The organism is Flavobacteriaceae bacterium HL-DH10 (genome assembly GCA_031826515.1).
GTDB classification, from domain to species: Bacteria; Bacteroidota; Bacteroidia; order Flavobacteriales; family Flavobacteriaceae; genus Thalassobellus; species Thalassobellus suaedae.
In genome coordinates this window covers 877560-894524 of sequence record CP134536.1, presented here as the reverse complement: position 1 = coordinate 894524, position 16965 = coordinate 877560, and the positions used below count along the sequence as shown (strand labels likewise).

Sequence of the window (16965 nt, the reverse complement as noted above, 5' to 3'; positions counted from 1 at the left end):
ACTATTTAGTTCCTGTAAAGTTAAGATTTTAAACGAAACACTAATATATAAAAAGGAGGTATTTGTAGACCACCTTTTAACTATGAAGAATAATAAGTAATGTTAAGTTTTAAAAGAGTAACGTTAGCTTAATGTTAAAATCTCTCTATATTAATTCTTTCGCCTTTGCTGTGACTGCTAAATTCTGGCGCATACATACTTTGTATAGTTGTTATGCCATTACTCATATGACCTGCATTATTTACACGTAAATCGTATTCAAAAACATAAACCCCTTTTGGTAAATAATCAAAAAAGAAGTTTGTTGAGGCATCTTTTGTCGCTTCATAATATCCCAAACCATCTTGCCATTTATATTCCGATAAAACATTTATAGGTTCTAAGCCAGAAGCTCTCATATCTTTCATATGAACAAACTCCATAGCACGGTCGCTTCGTAATTCTATTCTAACGCGAACCAAGTCGCCTACTTTTAAATGTGTTTTTTCTGTGATTTCTGAAATTTCCTCACCTAAATCTGTATTCGTTTTAAGGAATAGTTTTTTGCTCAATTTTAGAGGTGTTTCAGCAGTTGTGATCTTATCTAAATCTTCAAAATATTGCCAGTTTAAACTTCCCCAAGCAATTCCTTTGCCTTTTTTAGTTAGAGTAACGTTTGCCATTTTTGGTTTAATTTCTTGAGAATTCCATACCGTTTTATAATAACCTGTGCCTGATTCAATTTTTTCATTTTCAAGTTTTGACGGTTCAATGTGTTGTCCGCCAATAACCACATCAACCATATCCGTTACACTTAACCAATCGCTACCTTGAAGTAATAAGGCATACACCGCTTCGGTAGTTGCTTTGGTGGTTTTCCAACGGTTTGTTTGCTTATTTTTAAGAAGCCATACTTTTAAATTATCAATGATTTCTGTTTCGTTTTCAATTTCAGAAAAAGCCTCAATTAAAAGAGATTGTGTTTCTATAGGCGCTTGATACCAGTACCATGAATTGGTATTTGATTTCCAATACATGCCTAACTCTTCTGAAGTAATACTCGTTTCTTTTAAAGACTTTAATATTTCAGAAGCTGTTTTAGAATCCTTATTTCTATGCGATACTAAAGCCATTAATCCTTTTGAATATAAAGAGCGATTTAACCAGTATTTCTGAATTTGAGTTTGATAATATGCCATTACAGTTTCAACTTCTTTCGATTTTTTTATTTCCGAATAAAAACTTCGCATGTATAAATAATGTAATTGGGTGTAACTTAAATGGTCTTTAGATAAATCTGTTTTTACATCATATTTTCTAATGTCTTTGTATTCTTTTATAAATTGAGCATCTAAATATTCGATAGCTTTTTCTGTCATTTTAGACCCTTCGACTGCGCTCAGGGTGACGCTTAACTTGTTTAAATGACCAAAACCAGTAATAATATGTTGGGTAATGTATCGGTTTTCTCGTCCGCCATTAAACCAAGCCCAACCTCCTGAGGTCATTTGGTTATTTTCTAATTTACGCATTGCCGATTGTAATTCACTATTCATTTTATTTAAATCAAATAATAATGCGATACGTTTTTTCTGTTCGGTTTCACTTTGTGCATCACGTAGCCAAGGTGTTTCTTGAATTAAAATAGACTTAAGCTCTTCATTTTTTTCAAGATTAGAAATAAGTACATCCTGAGACTTCCATTGATTAAATACGTCTTGAATTCTAGGGTTTGAATTTGCAATATGACTTGCTAATGCATTGGCATAATATTTACTAAACGTTTGTTCGTTACACTCGTAAGGATATTCCATTAAATAAGGAAGCGCCTGTACTGCATACCATGCAGGATTGGAAGTCATTTCCAAAGTCAGTTTGTGGTTTTTGAGTGTTGTTGAGGAGCTTGTACTGAGCGCATTCGAAGTATTTTTTAACTTATCCAAAGTGAATGTTTTTGTTTCATTAGAGCGAATCCACATGGGCAACGTTTCAGTAACCAATATTCTGTTTGATAAAACAGGCAATACATTTTGTTCACCATCACTAAAGGTTCCTGATTTAGCTATTATTTTATATTGCACTGCTTGTATATCTTCAGGAATCGACAAATTCCATGATACTTGTATATTGCCTTTTGCAAGAGCGGTAAAAGCCTTCTCTGGCTCTTCCGAAAGGGGAGAATTAGCTTGTTTATGGAAAAGTTTACTGGAAATATCTTTCCCAGAAATGGCATCTGTTAATATTAAAATGACTTCTCCAGAAAGTTCTTTTTCTGTTAGGTTTGCAATTTTAGAACTGATAGTAATATAATCGCCTTCGCGTAAAAAACGTGGTGCGTTTGGTATCACCATCAATTCTTTTTGAGTTACTGTTGTTAATGTTTTAGTCGTACTTTCTAATGTTTTGGTATGTGCTAATAATTGCAATTTCCATTGGGTTAGAGCCTCGGGAGTGGTGAAGCTAAAACTTATGTTACCTGCTTGATCTGTTTTTAACTGAGGAAAGAAAAAGGCTGTTTCTTGAAGGTTTTTACGGATTTTTATGTTGTCGAAGTTTGGTTGTTCATTCAAACTTATTGAAGTCCTATCCTTTATACTATTGCCAACTAAGTCATTTTTCTTTTGGGTACCATAACCAACAGTTACAACTTCATCTAAATCAGATTCAGAATTAAACATCGTAATTTCTTCTACTTCCATCTCATCTTCCACAATTTGAACTCCAGCAACTCTTCCTCGTAAAGCAGATGTAATACTATATCTTTTCGATCCTCTTAAGTCTAATCCAAACCAATTGAATTGGTCGTAATATTGTTGTGGATAATAAAGACTTCGTCTTGTGTTATAAACCCTGAAATTACGTATCCCAAAACTCTGTCTCGCATTACCTTGATTATATGAATAAAACGTCGGATTATTAATGGGATTAAAATTCCAAGTATGGGGTTTGAATTGATCTAATGATGCATCGTACATACTTGCTAATAACTCGGCACTTACTTTATCACCTTGTGGACCTTTAATTTTAAAACTCCACGTTTCATCAGTACCTGGTTGTAATTTATCTCTAAAGGTGATGGTTTCAATATCTAAATCAGTTTTAGAATACGGTACAGAAATATTTAAGTTAGCAGATTCAAAACTATTAAAAGCAGCAAAACTATACTGTATCGAAAAGCCACCAACGTCTTCATTTGTTATAGGAATGCTGATAGTGTTTTTATTGTTGTTTAAATGAATAATCTGTGTTTGTGTAACCTTGTTTTTCTTCTCAATAGAAACGGTTACGTTTAAATTATAGGCCGCCGAAGCCAACGTTATAATAGCTGTATCGCCTGTGTTATAACTAGACTTATTACTTGTAATACTAAATAGCTGATGGTCTGCCAAAGTTTTATCCGTATCGCTATAAAGTGTTGTTTTAATCTCGTCTTTTACAATTTGTCCAAACCTGTCTTTGCTTTCTAGAGTAATAATGTACTGACCTGATTCCCATTTTTTAATGTTGCCTAATTTTAAGGTTTTTGATTTATTGGTATTAAATAATTTATTAAAAACTAAATCGCCTTTTTCCCAATGGTTAGAATTATGCTCATTATGATATGCATCATGCGGAAATAGGTTTTTAAAAGTTTCTTCAGAAATGTCTTGATAATCTGGAGCTGCCCAAGGTCGCGGTCTTAAAACACTATTTGGTGCTTTTAGTTTATAAATTTTAATAACGCCATTTGCTGGAACAAACTCGCCATTTAAATTTTTGGTATTAATATTAATGGCATGTGTCTTTTTAGTTTTATCTAAAAGATTTGCAATTGACATATTGGCTATTAAGGCATGATATCCAACATTAACTAGGGTTGTAGCACTTCGTGTTTCGCCATTTAAATCGGTAACATCGGCAGTGATTTCATATTTAAAAATTGGCAAACTAGTTTTATCTACGCTTTGGTCTGGTTGCGCTTTAAAAATAATTTCAAATGTGCCTTCTTCATCTGTAATAGTTTCTCCATGTGTTATTTCTTGAGACTCGCTGTTAAATCTTGGTCGGTACCAATAATACCAACGTGGGTATTCTACCTTTCGGTGTACACGATATACCACTTTGGCATCAGTAATGTTACTGCCAGCATAAGCCAATGCATGACCTTTTATGGTTACTGAATCGTTAACTTTATAGGTTTCGGTTACAGGAGTAAATTTAGTTTCAAATTTTGGACGTTTATATTCTTCTACTGAGAAGTAATAGTTTTCTTTAATCGGTAAAAAGACAGAGGAGATTTCAATGTAATATTGTCCTGTAAGACCTCCGTTAGGTAGTATGAATTCTCCTGAGAATGAACCAAATTCGTTGGTGTCAAAATTTAAGTCTGAAATTTGTTGACCGTTTGTATCGTATAATGTGGCAAAAACTGATTCGTCTGGAATTATTTCAGATTTGCTATTTTCAGTTTTCATAGCAATACCTTTAAAATAAACTGTTTGCCCTGGTCTGTAAATGCTTCTATCTGTAAATAAGAACGATTTATAAATAGTTTTTTCTTTTTTCTTTTTGTATTTTCGGTTAACATAGTAATCTCCAAAATAAGCTAAGTCGTTTTCGTAGTTAACCTTTGCCGTAATGTTTCTATAGCGGTCGTTATCCTTTTTAATAGTTATGAGTCCTTTTGTGTCTGTTGTATGATTTTCAGTTAGTATGTTTTGACTATTATTCTCTTGAAAACTAAGTTCAACTTTAGCGTCAACAATTGGTTTGCCGTTAATTCTATCAATAACTTGAAACGTTTTGTAATTTTCGCTATCGGTTTCAACCAATCCTAAATTGGTAACTTGTATGGTACTAAAAGCAAAGGTTTCACTATTGCTTTTTAAATTCGCAAAAATTAAATACGTACCGTTGTTTAGTTTTGGAACTAAAATTTCTGTGGTATGCGTTTGATAATCATTTTCGTTTCGTAAAATACTATTCCAATCACTTGTTACATTTAGCTTTTCAATAAACTTTAACTGCTCGTCTTTTCTGTATGTTTTATTTAGTTTTTCTAATTGCTTTCTGCTAATTTTAAAAATTTTAAATTGAAGTTGGTCTATGTTTTTATAACGTACAAGCAGACGTGCGTTTTTTTGGATGGGAAGGAAATTTTCAGTGGTAATTTGAAGCGTTTGTAACTCAATTTGTTGTTTTAAAATTTTACATTTTTCAGCGCCTTTACTTTTAGGGAATTTAGAAATAATGTTATTACAAATTTCTATAGCTTCTTTAGCTTTCCAACGATTGGTTTCATTATTAGGTTTGTATTTTATACTTTGTTTAACGTAAATGGAGGCCATTTCAAAATCATATAAAGCAGTTGCTTCATGAGGTTTTATTTGGTTACTTTCAGTTTCTAATGTTGCTAATAAAAGAGCTTCTTTATCATTGAAAGTAGCGTTTTGGTTTATGAATTTTAGGCGTTCTATGTTAACATCAGCTAAGGCTAAAGGTGATTTATCTTTTAAATGAAACTGAATTAAATTCTGATAAATTTTTATAGCATTCAGCTGCAACGAAGTTGAATCTTTAGATGTGATGGTTAAAGTTGAAAAAACCTCAGAATCACATAAAAAATCAGGATTATTAATTTCAAACTTATAAGCAGGTTTGGTTATGTTTGATTCATTCGTTTTGTAAAATTCTAAAGCATTATGATTTAGAAAATCGAACAACGTGGGTCTGTAAACTTGAGATTCTTTTTGAAGTTTTAATATAGCTTCGTAAGTGTTTAAAGCTTCAGATTGAAGCATCAATCCGTTTTGTAACGAGCTTTGAAAATGGATATGAATTTCGTTAAAAAGCGTTTGTAAATCCCAAGTTCTAAAATCTGTAGTATCAACTTTTTCAGATGTTTTAGTTCTATTGTAAAATTGCCACCTATTTTGTTTAAAATATTGCCAGTATAAATTAGCAAGTAAACTTTCTAAAATATTTTTTGTTGGAAATGTACTTTTTTCTATTTCAGTTTTAAAGTCATTTATAATTTTTAATTGTGCATTTTCTTCTAAAATCAATGCAAACTTGCTTTTAAAAAGCATAGTTTTTATAAGCTGTGGTTTGTTTTTGTCTTTTGTGGCTTGCTTTTTAATGGTTTCAACAATTTTTAAAGCCGATTTTGGTAAACCTTGCATTTCAAAAGTGTCAACTTTACTCCAGAGGTTTTTATAATCATTGGTTTGCGCATTAGATAAATTAGCAAAAAGGATTATCATTAATATAGATAGTGTGTGTTTCATCATTAAAAGTTTGTGTCTAATTTACTTTCAAAAGTTATACCAAAAAAGCACCAATGAGTAAAGTGATTGTTTGGTTGAGTGAAGGTAGGATTTTTATATCTAAAATAGATAGCAACTGTTATACAGTATTATTGTTAATTTTTAAGTTTATTAATGAAAGCTTATTTTTGTGCTATCGATTCCATATTATGAAAAAACTATTATTCTTATTTCTTTGTCCTGTATTGGTTTTTAGTCAAACAAGTCTTGATACCGTAGAAGAATTATTTGAGAATAAACAATTTGAAAAAGCCGAAGTTTTAATTAGTCAATATCTTATTGAAAACCCAAGTAGTCTAAACGCTATTGAACTTTTAGGAGATACTTATGGTCATCAAAAAAAGTGGGACGATGCTATTGGGACTTATGAGAAGTTAGTAAAAGCGAACCCTGGTAATGCTAATTATCATTACAAATATGGTGGTGTTTTAGGTATGAAAGCATTGCAAAATAAATTTAAGGCTATAGGGTTTATTGGTGATGTGAAAGCCTCATTTATTAAAGCAGCCCAATTAGATCCTAGCCATCTCGAAACCCGCTGGGCTTTAGTAGAATTGTATATGCAATTACCAGGAGTTTTTGGAGGTAGTAAAAGTAAATCCTTGCATTATGCACAAGAATTAGAAAACCTCTCAAAAGTTGATGGCTATTTGGCAAAAGGATATATTTATGAGTATGATAATGAACTTGAGTTAGCCGAAAAATATTATAAGCAAGCTATTGAAGAAGGCGGATCGTTAATTTGTTATGATAAGCTAACACGTTTTTATATTTCGCAAAATCAACATGAAAAAGCTATTTCGAATCTTTATGCAGCTTATGAACAGCATCAAGACAAAGATTTGCTAGAACAAATACAAGCTTTAGAAAAAAAGCAGTTATAAAATTTAATATTAAAAATTAATAGCTGTCTTTAGTGGCAAAAACCAATCAATTCATATATTTACTTCACGATATAATTTTGGGTATTTAGGAATTATTTGAAGTGACATTTTAGAATTCAAAACAAACACATGAACGTACATTTTATAGCTATTGGAGGTTCTGCCATGCATAATTTAGCCATAGCATTACACAATAAAGGATACCAAGTAACAGGAAGCGATGATACTATTTTTGAACCTTCAAAATCTAGATTAGATACTAAAGGACTGTTGCCAGAAGCTTTTGGTTGGTATCCAGAGAAGATCACTCAAAATTTAGACGCTATAGTTTTAGGTATGCATGCAAAAGCTGATAATCCTGAGCTTTTAAAAGCCCAAGAATTAGGGCTTAAAATTTATAGTTACCCAGAGTTTTTGTACGAACAAGCTAAACACAAAACGCGAGTGGTTATTGGTGGTAGCCACGGTAAGACAACTATAACTTCTATGATTTTACACGTGATGCATTATCATGATCGCGATGTCGATTATATGGTAGGCGCACAATTAGAAGGTTTTGATGTGATGGTAAAACTTACCGAAGATAACGATTTCATGGTTTTAGAAGGGGATGAGTATTTAAGTTCCCCTATAGATATGCGCCCAAAATTTCATTTATACAAACCTAATATAGCTTTGTTGAGTGGTATCGCTTGGGATCATATCAATGTGTTTCCAACCTACGAGAATTATGTTGAGCAGTTTAGCATCTTTGTAGATTCCATTGTAAGTGGTGGTAGTATTAATTATAATGAAGAAGATCTAGAAGTTAAGCGCGTTGTTGAAGCGTCTCAAAATACCATTAGAAAACTGCCTTATCATACCCCGGAATATACCGTTGAAAATGGCGAAACACTTTTAGAAACTCCAGAAGGAGTATTACCCATTGAAGTTTTTGGAAAACATAACTTGAACAATTTAGCAGGAGCCAAGTGGATTTGCCAGCACATGGGTGTTGATGAAGATGATTTCTACGAAGCCATTGCCACGTTTAAAGGTGCAAGCAAGCGTTTAGAAAAAATAGCTGAAAGCAAAAACAGTGTGGTTTATAAAGATTTTGCACACTCACCAAGTAAAGTAGAAGCTACTACAAAAGCTGTGAAAGAGCAATACGAAAATAGAATTTTAGTGGCGTGTTTAGAATTGCATACGTATAGTAGTTTAAATGCGGAGTTTTTAAAAGAATATAAAGGAGCTTTAGATGCTGCCGATGTTGCTGTGGTATTCTATTCGCCAAATGCGGTAGAAATTAAAAAACTTAAAGAAGTCACACATGAGCAGATTGCGAATGCTTTTCAGCGTGATGATTTAATTATTTATACTAACCCAGACGATTTTAAAGCATTTTTATTCTCGCAGAATTTTGATAATAAAGCGTTGCTTTTAATGAGTTCGGGTAATTATGGCGGACTGGATTTTGATGCTGTTAAGGGACTTATAAAGTAGTTTATTATTTCAATACTATACTAGTTTTCTCCCACACTATTAACCTCAATCCAATAGCCATTTGGGTCCTGAAAGAACACCTGTCTTATTCCATCAGCTCGAATACTTATTATGTTTTGGTTTCCTGGCCAATCATAATACTTAATTTGCATTGCTTGAAGTTTTTTTATAAAGGAGTCAAAGTTAGATGTTGTTAATGCCATATGTACAGCCTTATTTACTATAACATTACCATTATAATCTGAAATTAAATGCAATTCTTTGCCCTCACCTAACGATAGCCATCTTCTACTTGCTTTCTTGGTTTTATTTGTAATTTCTTTAAGGTTTAAAGTATTCATGTAAAATTTAGCCGATTCATCAAGGTCTTTTACAGAAAGTGCCACATGATTAAAATTCATAGAAAAATCAGAATTGTTTTGTGCACTTATAGGACTGTAAAACGGAATGAAAATGATTAATAAAATTATTTTTTTCATCGTTTTATTTAAGTTTTTCTTTAAAAAATGCTACCGTTCTATCCCAAGCTAATGTAGCTGCTTTGTCATCATAACGTGGTGTGGTATTATTATGAAACCCATGATTTACTTCTGGGTAAAAATATGCGGTATGCTCAATGTTGTTTTCTTTAAGAACGGTTTCATAGTCTGTCCAACCTGCATTTACACGAGTGTCTAATCCAGCATATTGTAGCAATAGAGGTGCTTTTATTTTAGCAGCATCTTCTGCTGATGGTTGTCCGCCATAAAACGGAACCGCAGCTTTTAACGTTGGCAGCTTTACAGCCATCATATTAGCAATCCAGCCGCCAAAACAAAATCCTACAACGCCTATTTTCCCATTACAATTTTTGTGATTGCTTAAGTAATTATAAGCAGCAATGAAATCTTCAAGCATTTCATTTCTATCTCGCTGGCGTTGTAATGTGCGACCTTCATCATCATTCCCAGGATAACCCCCTAAAGGCGATAACGCATCTGGAGCCAGAGAAATAAAGCCTTCAAGAGCTGCACGTCTACCAACATCTTCAATATATGGGTTTAGACCACGATTTTCATGAACAACAATAATTCCTGGTAACTTATTCGTTGAATCTTTTGGTTTAGATAAAAGACCTTTAATGGTACCACCACCTTTGGGAGACGAATAGGTAATATAGTTTGAATCTAGATTGGGATCATCTGGCTGTACCAAAAGAGTATCGACATAATTTGGAGTGATAAAGCTCAAAAGGGATCCTACCGTAATACTACCAACAGCATAGAGCGAAAGTTTTTCAACAAATTGACGTCTATCAATTTTGTTATGGGCATAGTCATCATATAAATCAAAAACTTCTTGGTTAATATCTTCTTTAGTTAGTTTTTTCATAATTCAAATTTTTATTGCTTCTCTAATTTACAATATTTATCTTTAACAAATGCAAGAAAAACCATCATCATTTTCTATAAAGAATTGGAGCCAAGATGATCAGCCTCGTGAAAAATTATTGTATAAAGGTAAAGCTACGCTAAGCGATGCAGAGTTGGTTGCTATTTTAATAGGATCGGGTAACAGAGAAGAAAGCGCGGTAGCATTGTGTAAACGAATTTTAGCAAGTGTAGATAATAATTTAAACGAATTAGGAAAGTTGTCTGTTAAACAACTTACAGAGTTTAAAGGTATAGGAGAAGCAAAAGCCATAACAATTACTGCGGCTTTAGAATTAGGAAGACGTAGAAGAGGCGAACAGGCTTTAGAGAAAAAGAAAATAACGTCTAGTAATTCGGTTTTCGAACTTATGCAACCTGTTATTGGCGACTTGCAGCATGAAGAGTTTTGGGTTATCTATTTAAATAATTCGAACAAGGTAATTCAAAAAAATCAGTTAAGTAAAGGTGGTATTACAGGTACATTGGTAGATGTGCGTTTGGTTATTAAAAGTTCGTTAGAAGTTGGTGCTACAGGATTAATTTTAGCGCATAATCATCCGTCAGGGGCTTTGAAACCGAGTGAAGCCGATAAGCATATTACATCTAAATTAAAAATAGCTGCAGAAAGTTTAGATATAAAAGTATTAGACCACCTTATTATAACAGAAAATGCATACTTTAGTTTTGCTGATGAAGGAATATTATGAATTGATTAACGATATTCTCTCCCTTTGGGAGAGATGTCCAAAGGACAGAGAGGGGCTATGCTTTTAGTTTATACACATAAAATAACACCACGCGTAAAATATGTTTTTAAACATATTTGTACTAGAGTTTTAGGTATACAAGTGTCTTTTACAACTAAAATTGAAGACTTTATTGCTCACGATAGTTTAAAGATGTCTTATACAAAACAGCAGTTAGGTAATGAATTTTTTGTTAAAAGTCATGATATTTTATTTGAGCAGGGGTTAAGTGATGTTGAAATTAATATACACGACTGGGGTACAACCAAATGTTTTTTTTACATAGGTGAAAAGAGTTCCATTCCGTTTGATATTTTTTCAGCTTCCTTTTATTTACTATCGCGTTACGAAGAATATTTACCACATGTAAAAGATGAATATGGTAGGTTTACTGCTTCAGAAAGTATTGCTTATAAAAACAATTTTTTACATCAACCCGTAGTAGATATTTGGGCTTATAAGTTTAAAGCTGCTTTACAAAATCAATTTCCAGAATTTCAGTATCCTGAAAAATCATATCGTATAAAACCTATTATAGATGTGCCTAGTGCTTATACCTATAAATTAAAAGGAATCATGAGAACTTTGGGAGGTACTATAAAAGATTTATTTAGTTTTAGGTTTAAAAGTTTGTATTATAGATTTATGGTGATTCTTGGTTTTAAGCATGACCCATTTGATACTTTTAAATATGTAATTAACAGGCAAAAACAATCAAAATTCAAGTTTTTGTTTTTCTTCATGATTGGCGATTATTCTACTTATGATAAAGGGATAAATGCTAATAAAAAAGGGTTTGTATCACTTATAAAGCATGTAGCAGATTATAGTAAAGTAGGCTTAAAAACGTCGTTTTTCGCTATTGATGATGCGTCTATTTTGAAAAAGGAAAAAATTAGGATAGAAGAGATTATTAACAATCCGCTAAAAGCTTGCAGACAGTCGTTTTCTAAGCTTAATTTACCTGAGTCTTATAGAAACTATATAGAATTAGAAATTAGAGAAGACTATACTATGGGTTACGTAAATGAAATTGGTTTTAGGGCAGGGTCGTGCACGCCTTTTTTGTTTTACGATTTAGATTATGAAATACAAACACCTTTAAAAATTTGTCCTTATCATCTTATGGATTATGCCTTGTTAAAAACAAAATCGTTACTAGATAAAAAGAAAGTTTTAAATGAAGTTATTAATGAAGTAAAACAAGTTAATGGTGAGTTTGTTCCTGTATTTCATAATTATACGTTTAGCGATGACCAAAGATGGAGCGGTTTTAAAGAGTTGTTTAATATAATTTTAGATTCTGCAAATGATGAAGCTTAATGGTATTACCGATGTGTTTTTCGATTTAGATCACACTCTTTGGGATTTTGATAAAAACTCCGCCTTAACATTTAATAAGATATTTGAAATAAATAATATAGACGTTGATTTACACCATTTTTTATCGCATTATGAACCTATAAATTTACAATATTGGAAGCTTTATAGAGAAGAAAAAATAGAGAAAGAAGCTTTACGTTTTGGAAGGTTGAATGATGCTTTTTTAGCAATCGATATTCAAATTGAATCGTCTTTAATTTATAAATTATCAGATGATTATATAACACACTTAACAAGTTATAATCATTTGTTTGATCATACTTTTGAAATCCTAGAGTATCTTAATGTAACCTATAATCTTCATATTATTACTAATGGCTTTGAAGACGTGCAACATGGTAAATTAACGAAATCTAATATTCACCATTATTTTAAAACGGTTACAAATTCAGAAATGGTTGGCGTTAAAAAACCAAACCCTAAAATATTTAATTATGCATTAGAATTAGCAAATACTGATGTTAGTAAAAGCGTTATGATAGGCGATAATTATGAAGCCGATATTTTAGGTGCTTTAGAAATAGGAATGGATGCTATTTTTTTTGATGTTAATAATGTGACTATAGATAATAATTTGAAACAAATTAATACACTTTTAGATTTGAAAAAGTATTTATAAATCTAAAATAAAAGTTAATTATCTAGTTTAAATTGGATGATTTTATAATTTAACATACACAAACCGTATATTTACATTTAAGTTTTAACAATATATTTAATAAAAATGAAGACTAAGTTTTTCTCGTTACTTGTTGCGTGTTTAATTGTAACAAGTGTATTTTCTCAAGCTAATTTAAACGACTACAAATATGTAATTGTTCCAACAAAATATGATTTTTTAAAAGAGAGTAATCAATACCAATTAAATGCATTAACTCAATTCTTATTTAATAAATATGGGTTCGAAACTTTAATGGAAGGTGATGAATACCCAGAAGATTTAGTGCGAAATAGATGTTTAGCACTACGATCTAATGTTACAAAAGATGCTGGGCTTTTTAAAACGAAATTATTAATAACCCTAAAAGGGTGTAACGACCAAGTAGTATTTACATCGCAACTAGGAGAAAGTAGAGAGAAGGAATATAATAAGGCTTATACAGAAGCGATTAGAAATGCTTTTAAGTCTTTTGAAGCTGTTAATTATAAATACGAGCCAAAAGCAAAAGATGTTATGGTTGCAACAGAAAATACAGAGGTCAAAAATGAAGTTGCCAAAGAAATTAAAAAATTAAAAGAAGAAATTCAAGCACTTAAAGAAGAAAAGAAAGCTGAGGTTATTGAGGTTGAAGAGACTGTTGTTGAGGTAGTGAAAAAGGCTCCTGTTGTAAAAGTACAGACAAAAGAAGTAAAAAATACAAAAGAAAAAGTTGATATGAAAGCATCAACTTCTGTTTTATATGCTCAAGAAATAGAAAATGGTTTTCAGTTAGTTGATAGTTCTCCAAAAGTGATTTATAAAATTAAGAAAACTAGCATGAAGGATGTTTTTTTAGTTATAAGTAAAAATGGCACTTTATCTAAAAAAGGTAGCGATTGGATTTTAGAATATTATGAAAATGATGTTTTAAAACAAGAAGTTCTGAATATTAAATTTTAATTAAAAACTTATTTTGTAATGAGATGTTGCGTTAGGGATTGATGCGGCATCCTTTTTATGTTGGATTGCTGCATTCGCAGGAATCCAATATAAAAAGATATAGCGGAAAGCCCGACTTTTATCCTGAAATTAATTCAGGATAAAGGTAACGCCCAAAAATTAATAACCGTATTTATCTTTCCAACGTTGTTTTAAAAATTCGCGGTGTGCGTTTTCTCGAGCATTATTTCCAGGTTCGTAAAATGTAGTATTTTTAATGGCGTCTGGTAAAAATTCTTGATTGGCAAAGTTGCCTTCGTAGTTGTGAGCGTATTTGTAATCATCACCATATCCAAGCTCTTTCATTAATTTTGTTGGTGCATTTCTAATGCCTAATGGCACTGATAAATCGCCCGTTTGTTTCACCAATTGTTGCGCATTGCCAATAGCCACATAAGCCGCATTGCTTTTAGGAGAACAAGCTAAATACGTAGCGCACTGACTTAATATAATCCTAGATTCTGGATAGCCGATTGTAGAAACGGCTTGAAATGTGTTGTTGGCAATTACCAAAGCCGTTGGGTTGGCATTTCCAATATCTTCGCTAGCTGAAATAAGTAAACGTCTGGCAATAAATTTAACATCTTCGCCACCTTCAATCATACGTGCTAACCAATAAACCGCAGCATTAGGATCGCTGCCACGAATAGATTTTATAAATGCCGAAATAATATCATAATGCTGTTCGCCTGTTTTATCGTAACGCACCGTATTATTTTGAATTTTTTGTAATACACTATCATCTGTAATAATAACCGTATCTGAATTTTCAGAGTTTACAATCAACTCAAAAATATTTAAAAGTTTTCTAGCATCACCTCCCGAAAGCCTTATAAGTGCATTGGTTTCTTTAAGTTTTATATCTTTTTTAGCTAAGTATTCATCTTTTTCTATTGCCCGCTTTAAAAGGGTCTCTAAATCGGTTTTGTCAAATGCATTTAAAATGTAAACTTGACAGCGAGAAAGTAGTGCGGGAATGACCTCAAAACTCGGGTTTTCGGTAGTCGCTCCAATTAAAGTTACCCAACCTTTCTCTACAGCTTGTAATAACGAGTCTTGTTGCGATTTACTAAACCTATGTATTTCATCAATAAATAAAATGGGGTTTTTGGTTGTAAACAAACCACCACTTTGTTTTGCTTTTTCAATAACATCACGAATATCCTTAACTCCAGAATTTATAGCACTAAGGGTATAAAAAGGTCTGCCAGATTCAGTTGCAATAATATTGGCAAGCGTGGTTTTACCAATGCCTGGTGGTCCCCAAAAAATCATAGACGGAATGAGTCCTTGTTTTATATGTTGCGTTAGCGTACCGGTTTTTCCAACTAGGTGTGTTTGACTTATATAGTCTTCTAAAGTTTTCGGTCTTAATCGTTCCGCTAAAGGTTCATTCACATTCATAATGTAAAATTAAAGTTTTTATTCCTGTGAAAACAGGAATCTTTTAAAAGAATTTGGATATATAAAGTTATGTTTTATTTTAATTTGGGCATGTTTCCCAATGCATAATCCTTTGGACAATTATATCTGCCATTTTAGCACCAAACACCAAGTTGGTTAACTATTTGCTATATTTAAGCTAATGAAAAACCAAGAACATTTTAAATTTTCAACAGGAGTAGTGGCTTATCCTATTTTTTTTGTGCTTATTATTTGGTTGGTGTTTTGGTTTGAGGTACGTTTTGGTTTCAATTTTAGTAAGTACGGCGTGTATCCTCAAACTATAAAAGGATTACGAGGTATTGTTTTAAGTCCGTTTATACATGGCGATATAAAACACATATACCATAATACCATTCCTTTGTTTGTATTATCAATGGCATTGTTTTATTTCTACAAGCCTATAGCTTGGAAAGTTGTTTTTTTAGGGATTTTATTTTCAGGGTTTTTAACTTGGTGTATTGGACGCCCGTCCTATCATATTGGAGCAAGCGGACTCATTTATGTATTAGTAAGTTTTACTTTTTTTAAAGGTGTTTTTGCGAAGTATTACCGCTTAATAGCCTTATCCCTTTTAGTTGTTTTTCTCTATGGAAGTATGATTTGGTATACTATGCCTGTTAAAGAAGGTATTTCATGGGAAGGACATTTATCGGGTTTAATAACGGGGTTTTTATTCGCTTTATTTTTTAAAAAACAAATAGCAAAACCCAAAAAATATGCTTGGGAACAAGAAAATTATAATGAAGATGATGATCCGTTTTTAAAACATTTTGATGCAGATGGAAATTTTATAGAATCTTTAGAACCAGAAATAGAAGCGGAGCCACCTACTATAAATTATACATACAAAGAAAATAAAGATTAACGGCGTTGTCTCACAGCTTCATACAAAAAAGCACCACAGGCAACAGACACATTCAAAGATTCTATCTCACCCAATAAAGGTAATTTTGCTTTGGCGTCCACAACTTTTAATGTAGATGGGTTTATGCCTCTGTCTTCAGATCCCATAATAATAGCACAAGGTTCTTTAAAAGAAACATCATATAAAGTATTATCCGTTTTTTCGGTAGCAGCAATCACTTTTATATCTGATGCTTGCATGAAAAATACAGCGTCTTTAATGTGGTCTACTTTACAAATAGGAATTTTAAAAACGGCACCTGCACTTGTTTTGATAGTATCACCATTTACAGGAGCACCACCTCTTTTTTGTATAATAATACCGTCAACACCAGTACATTCTGCAGTTCTAATAATAGCACCAAAATTTCGCACATCGCTTAATTGGTCGAGTAGTAAAAACAGTGGAGTCTTCCCAGATTCAATAACACTTGTAACTAATGTTTCCATATCATGAAAAGCGATAGGCGATATTTGAGCAACAGCACCTTGGTGGTTACTTCGAGTTAATCTGTTAAGTTTTTCAACAGGAACGTAAGACGAGTTAATACTGTTTTTTCTTAATGCAGTCTCTAACTCACTGAACAGCTCTCCTTTTAAACCTTTTTGAAGAAAAACTTTATCAATAGTTTTACCCGAATTAATAGCTTCTATGATAGCTCTAATACCAAAAATTTGTGTTTGTTCTTGCATGGGGTAAAGGTATAAAAAAAGTTACTGGTCTTTGAAGTTTAACTTGAAAAAGGGTTTTTTATTAAAGGAATATTTTTCTTGATTTTACTC

Annotated in this window: 12 protein-coding genes; 7 read left to right on the top strand and 5 right to left on the bottom strand. The window is 32.1% G+C overall.

Annotated elements, in window-relative coordinates; genetic code table 11:
- Nucleotides 1–134 precede the first annotated feature (134 nt).
- Nucleotides 135–6245 carry an MG2 domain-containing protein gene (locus RHP49_03970; GenBank protein ID WNH13418.1) on the bottom strand — a complete coding sequence of 2037 codons (6111 nt, stop codon included), beginning with the start codon at nucleotides 6243–6245 and terminating at the stop codon, nucleotides 135–137.
- A gap of 188 nt (nucleotides 6246–6433) precedes the next feature.
- On the opposite strand from RHP49_03970, the gene RHP49_03965 reads away from it, so the two are divergent.
- Both RHP49_03965 and RHP49_03960 read left to right on the top strand, forming a co-directional pair.
- Nucleotides 6434–7168, top strand: a complete 735-nt coding sequence (locus RHP49_03965; GenBank protein WNH13417.1) for a hypothetical protein — start codon at nucleotides 6434–6436, stop codon at nucleotides 7166–7168.
- 129 nt (nucleotides 7169–7297) lie between these two features.
- Complete coding sequence (locus RHP49_03960) at nucleotides 7298–8653, top strand: Mur ligase domain-containing protein (protein ID WNH13416.1); 1356 nt, start codon at nucleotides 7298–7300, stop codon at nucleotides 8651–8653.
- A gap of 20 nt (nucleotides 8654–8673) precedes the next feature.
- On the opposite strand, the gene RHP49_03955 is transcribed toward RHP49_03960, so the two are convergent.
- Entirely contained in the window at nucleotides 8674–9132 is a 459-nt protein-coding gene (locus tag RHP49_03955) for a VOC family protein (protein WNH13415.1), read from the bottom strand.
- 4 nt (nucleotides 9133–9136) lie between these two features.
- Nucleotides 9137–10024: a dienelactone hydrolase family protein gene (locus tag RHP49_03950; GenBank protein WNH13414.1), complete on the bottom strand. Its 888-nt coding sequence runs from the start codon at nucleotides 10022–10024 to the stop codon at nucleotides 9137–9139.
- 49 nt (nucleotides 10025–10073) lie between these two features.
- Between RHP49_03950 and radC the strand changes: the two genes are divergently transcribed.
- The 4 genes from radC to RHP49_03930 all read left to right on the top strand — a co-directional run bounded on the left by radC (nucleotide 10074) and on the right by RHP49_03930 (nucleotide 13794).
- A complete protein-coding gene (gene radC / locus RHP49_03945; protein WNH13413.1) occupies nucleotides 10074–10772 on the top strand; it encodes a DNA repair protein RadC in 699 nt (232 codons plus the stop codon).
- Between the two features lie 57 nt (nucleotides 10773–10829).
- Complete coding sequence (locus tag RHP49_03940; protein ID WNH13412.1) at nucleotides 10830–12134, top strand: polysaccharide deacetylase family protein; 1305 nt, start codon at nucleotides 10830–10832, stop codon at nucleotides 12132–12134.
- Nucleotides 12121–12813 carry a YjjG family noncanonical pyrimidine nucleotidase gene (locus RHP49_03935; GenBank protein ID WNH13411.1) on the top strand — a complete coding sequence of 231 codons (693 nt, stop codon included), beginning with the start codon at nucleotides 12121–12123 and terminating at the stop codon, nucleotides 12811–12813. The genes RHP49_03940 and RHP49_03935 overlap by 14 nt, the downstream gene beginning before the upstream one ends.
- Before the next feature lie 105 nt (nucleotides 12814–12918).
- The gene (locus tag RHP49_03930) at nucleotides 12919–13794 is read left to right on the top strand and encodes a hypothetical protein (GenBank protein WNH13410.1); all 876 of its coding nucleotides are present in this window, start codon (nucleotides 12919–12921) and stop codon (nucleotides 13792–13794) included.
- A gap of 159 nt (nucleotides 13795–13953) precedes the next feature.
- On the opposite strand, the gene RHP49_03925 is transcribed toward RHP49_03930, so the two are convergent.
- Nucleotides 13954–15231 carry a replication-associated recombination protein A gene (locus RHP49_03925; GenBank protein ID WNH14373.1) on the bottom strand — a complete coding sequence of 426 codons (1278 nt, stop codon included), beginning with the start codon at nucleotides 15229–15231 and terminating at the stop codon, nucleotides 13954–13956.
- 187 nt (nucleotides 15232–15418) lie between these two features.
- Here RHP49_03925 and RHP49_03920 point away from each other — a divergent pair, with 187 nt between their 5' ends.
- Entirely contained in the window at nucleotides 15419–16144 is a 726-nt protein-coding gene (locus RHP49_03920; protein ID WNH13409.1) for a rhomboid family intramembrane serine protease, read from the top strand.
- On the opposite strand, the gene rlmB is transcribed toward RHP49_03920, so the two are convergent.
- Nucleotides 16141–16875: a 23S rRNA (guanosine(2251)-2'-O)-methyltransferase RlmB gene (gene rlmB / locus RHP49_03915; GenBank protein WNH13408.1), complete on the bottom strand. Its 735-nt coding sequence runs from the start codon at nucleotides 16873–16875 to the stop codon at nucleotides 16141–16143. The genes RHP49_03920 and rlmB overlap by 4 nt on opposite strands.
- Nucleotides 16876–16965: the final 90 nt, after the last annotated feature.

Excerpts from the sequence above, each read along its gene's own strand:
- RHP49_03970 (WNH13418.1), bottom strand. The coding sequence starts at position 6,245 with ATGAAACACACACTATCTATATTAATGATAATCCTTTTTGCTAATTTA.
- RHP49_03965 (WNH13417.1), top strand. The coding sequence starts at position 6,434 with ATGAAAAAACTATTATTCTTATTTCTTTGTCCTGTATTGGTTTTTAGT.
- RHP49_03960 (WNH13416.1), top strand. The coding sequence starts at position 7,298 with ATGAACGTACATTTTATAGCTATTGGAGGTTCTGCCATGCATAATTTA.
- RHP49_03955 (WNH13415.1), bottom strand. The coding sequence starts at position 9,132 with ATGAAAAAAATAATTTTATTAATCATTTTCATTCCGTTTTACAGTCCT.
- RHP49_03950 (WNH13414.1), bottom strand. The coding sequence starts at position 10,024 with ATGAAAAAACTAACTAAAGAAGATATTAACCAAGAAGTTTTTGATTTA.
- radC (WNH13413.1), top strand. The coding sequence starts at position 10,074 with ATGCAAGAAAAACCATCATCATTTTCTATAAAGAATTGGAGCCAAGAT.
- RHP49_03940 (WNH13412.1), top strand. The coding sequence starts at position 10,830 with ATGCTTTTAGTTTATACACATAAAATAACACCACGCGTAAAATATGTT.
- RHP49_03935 (WNH13411.1), top strand. The coding sequence starts at position 12,121 with ATGATGAAGCTTAATGGTATTACCGATGTGTTTTTCGATTTAGATCAC.
- RHP49_03930 (WNH13410.1), top strand. The coding sequence starts at position 12,919 with ATGAAGACTAAGTTTTTCTCGTTACTTGTTGCGTGTTTAATTGTAACA.
- RHP49_03920 (WNH13409.1), top strand. The coding sequence starts at position 15,419 with ATGAAAAACCAAGAACATTTTAAATTTTCAACAGGAGTAGTGGCTTAT.
- rlmB (WNH13408.1), bottom strand. The coding sequence starts at position 16,875 with ATGCAAGAACAAACACAAATTTTTGGTATTAGAGCTATCATAGAAGCT.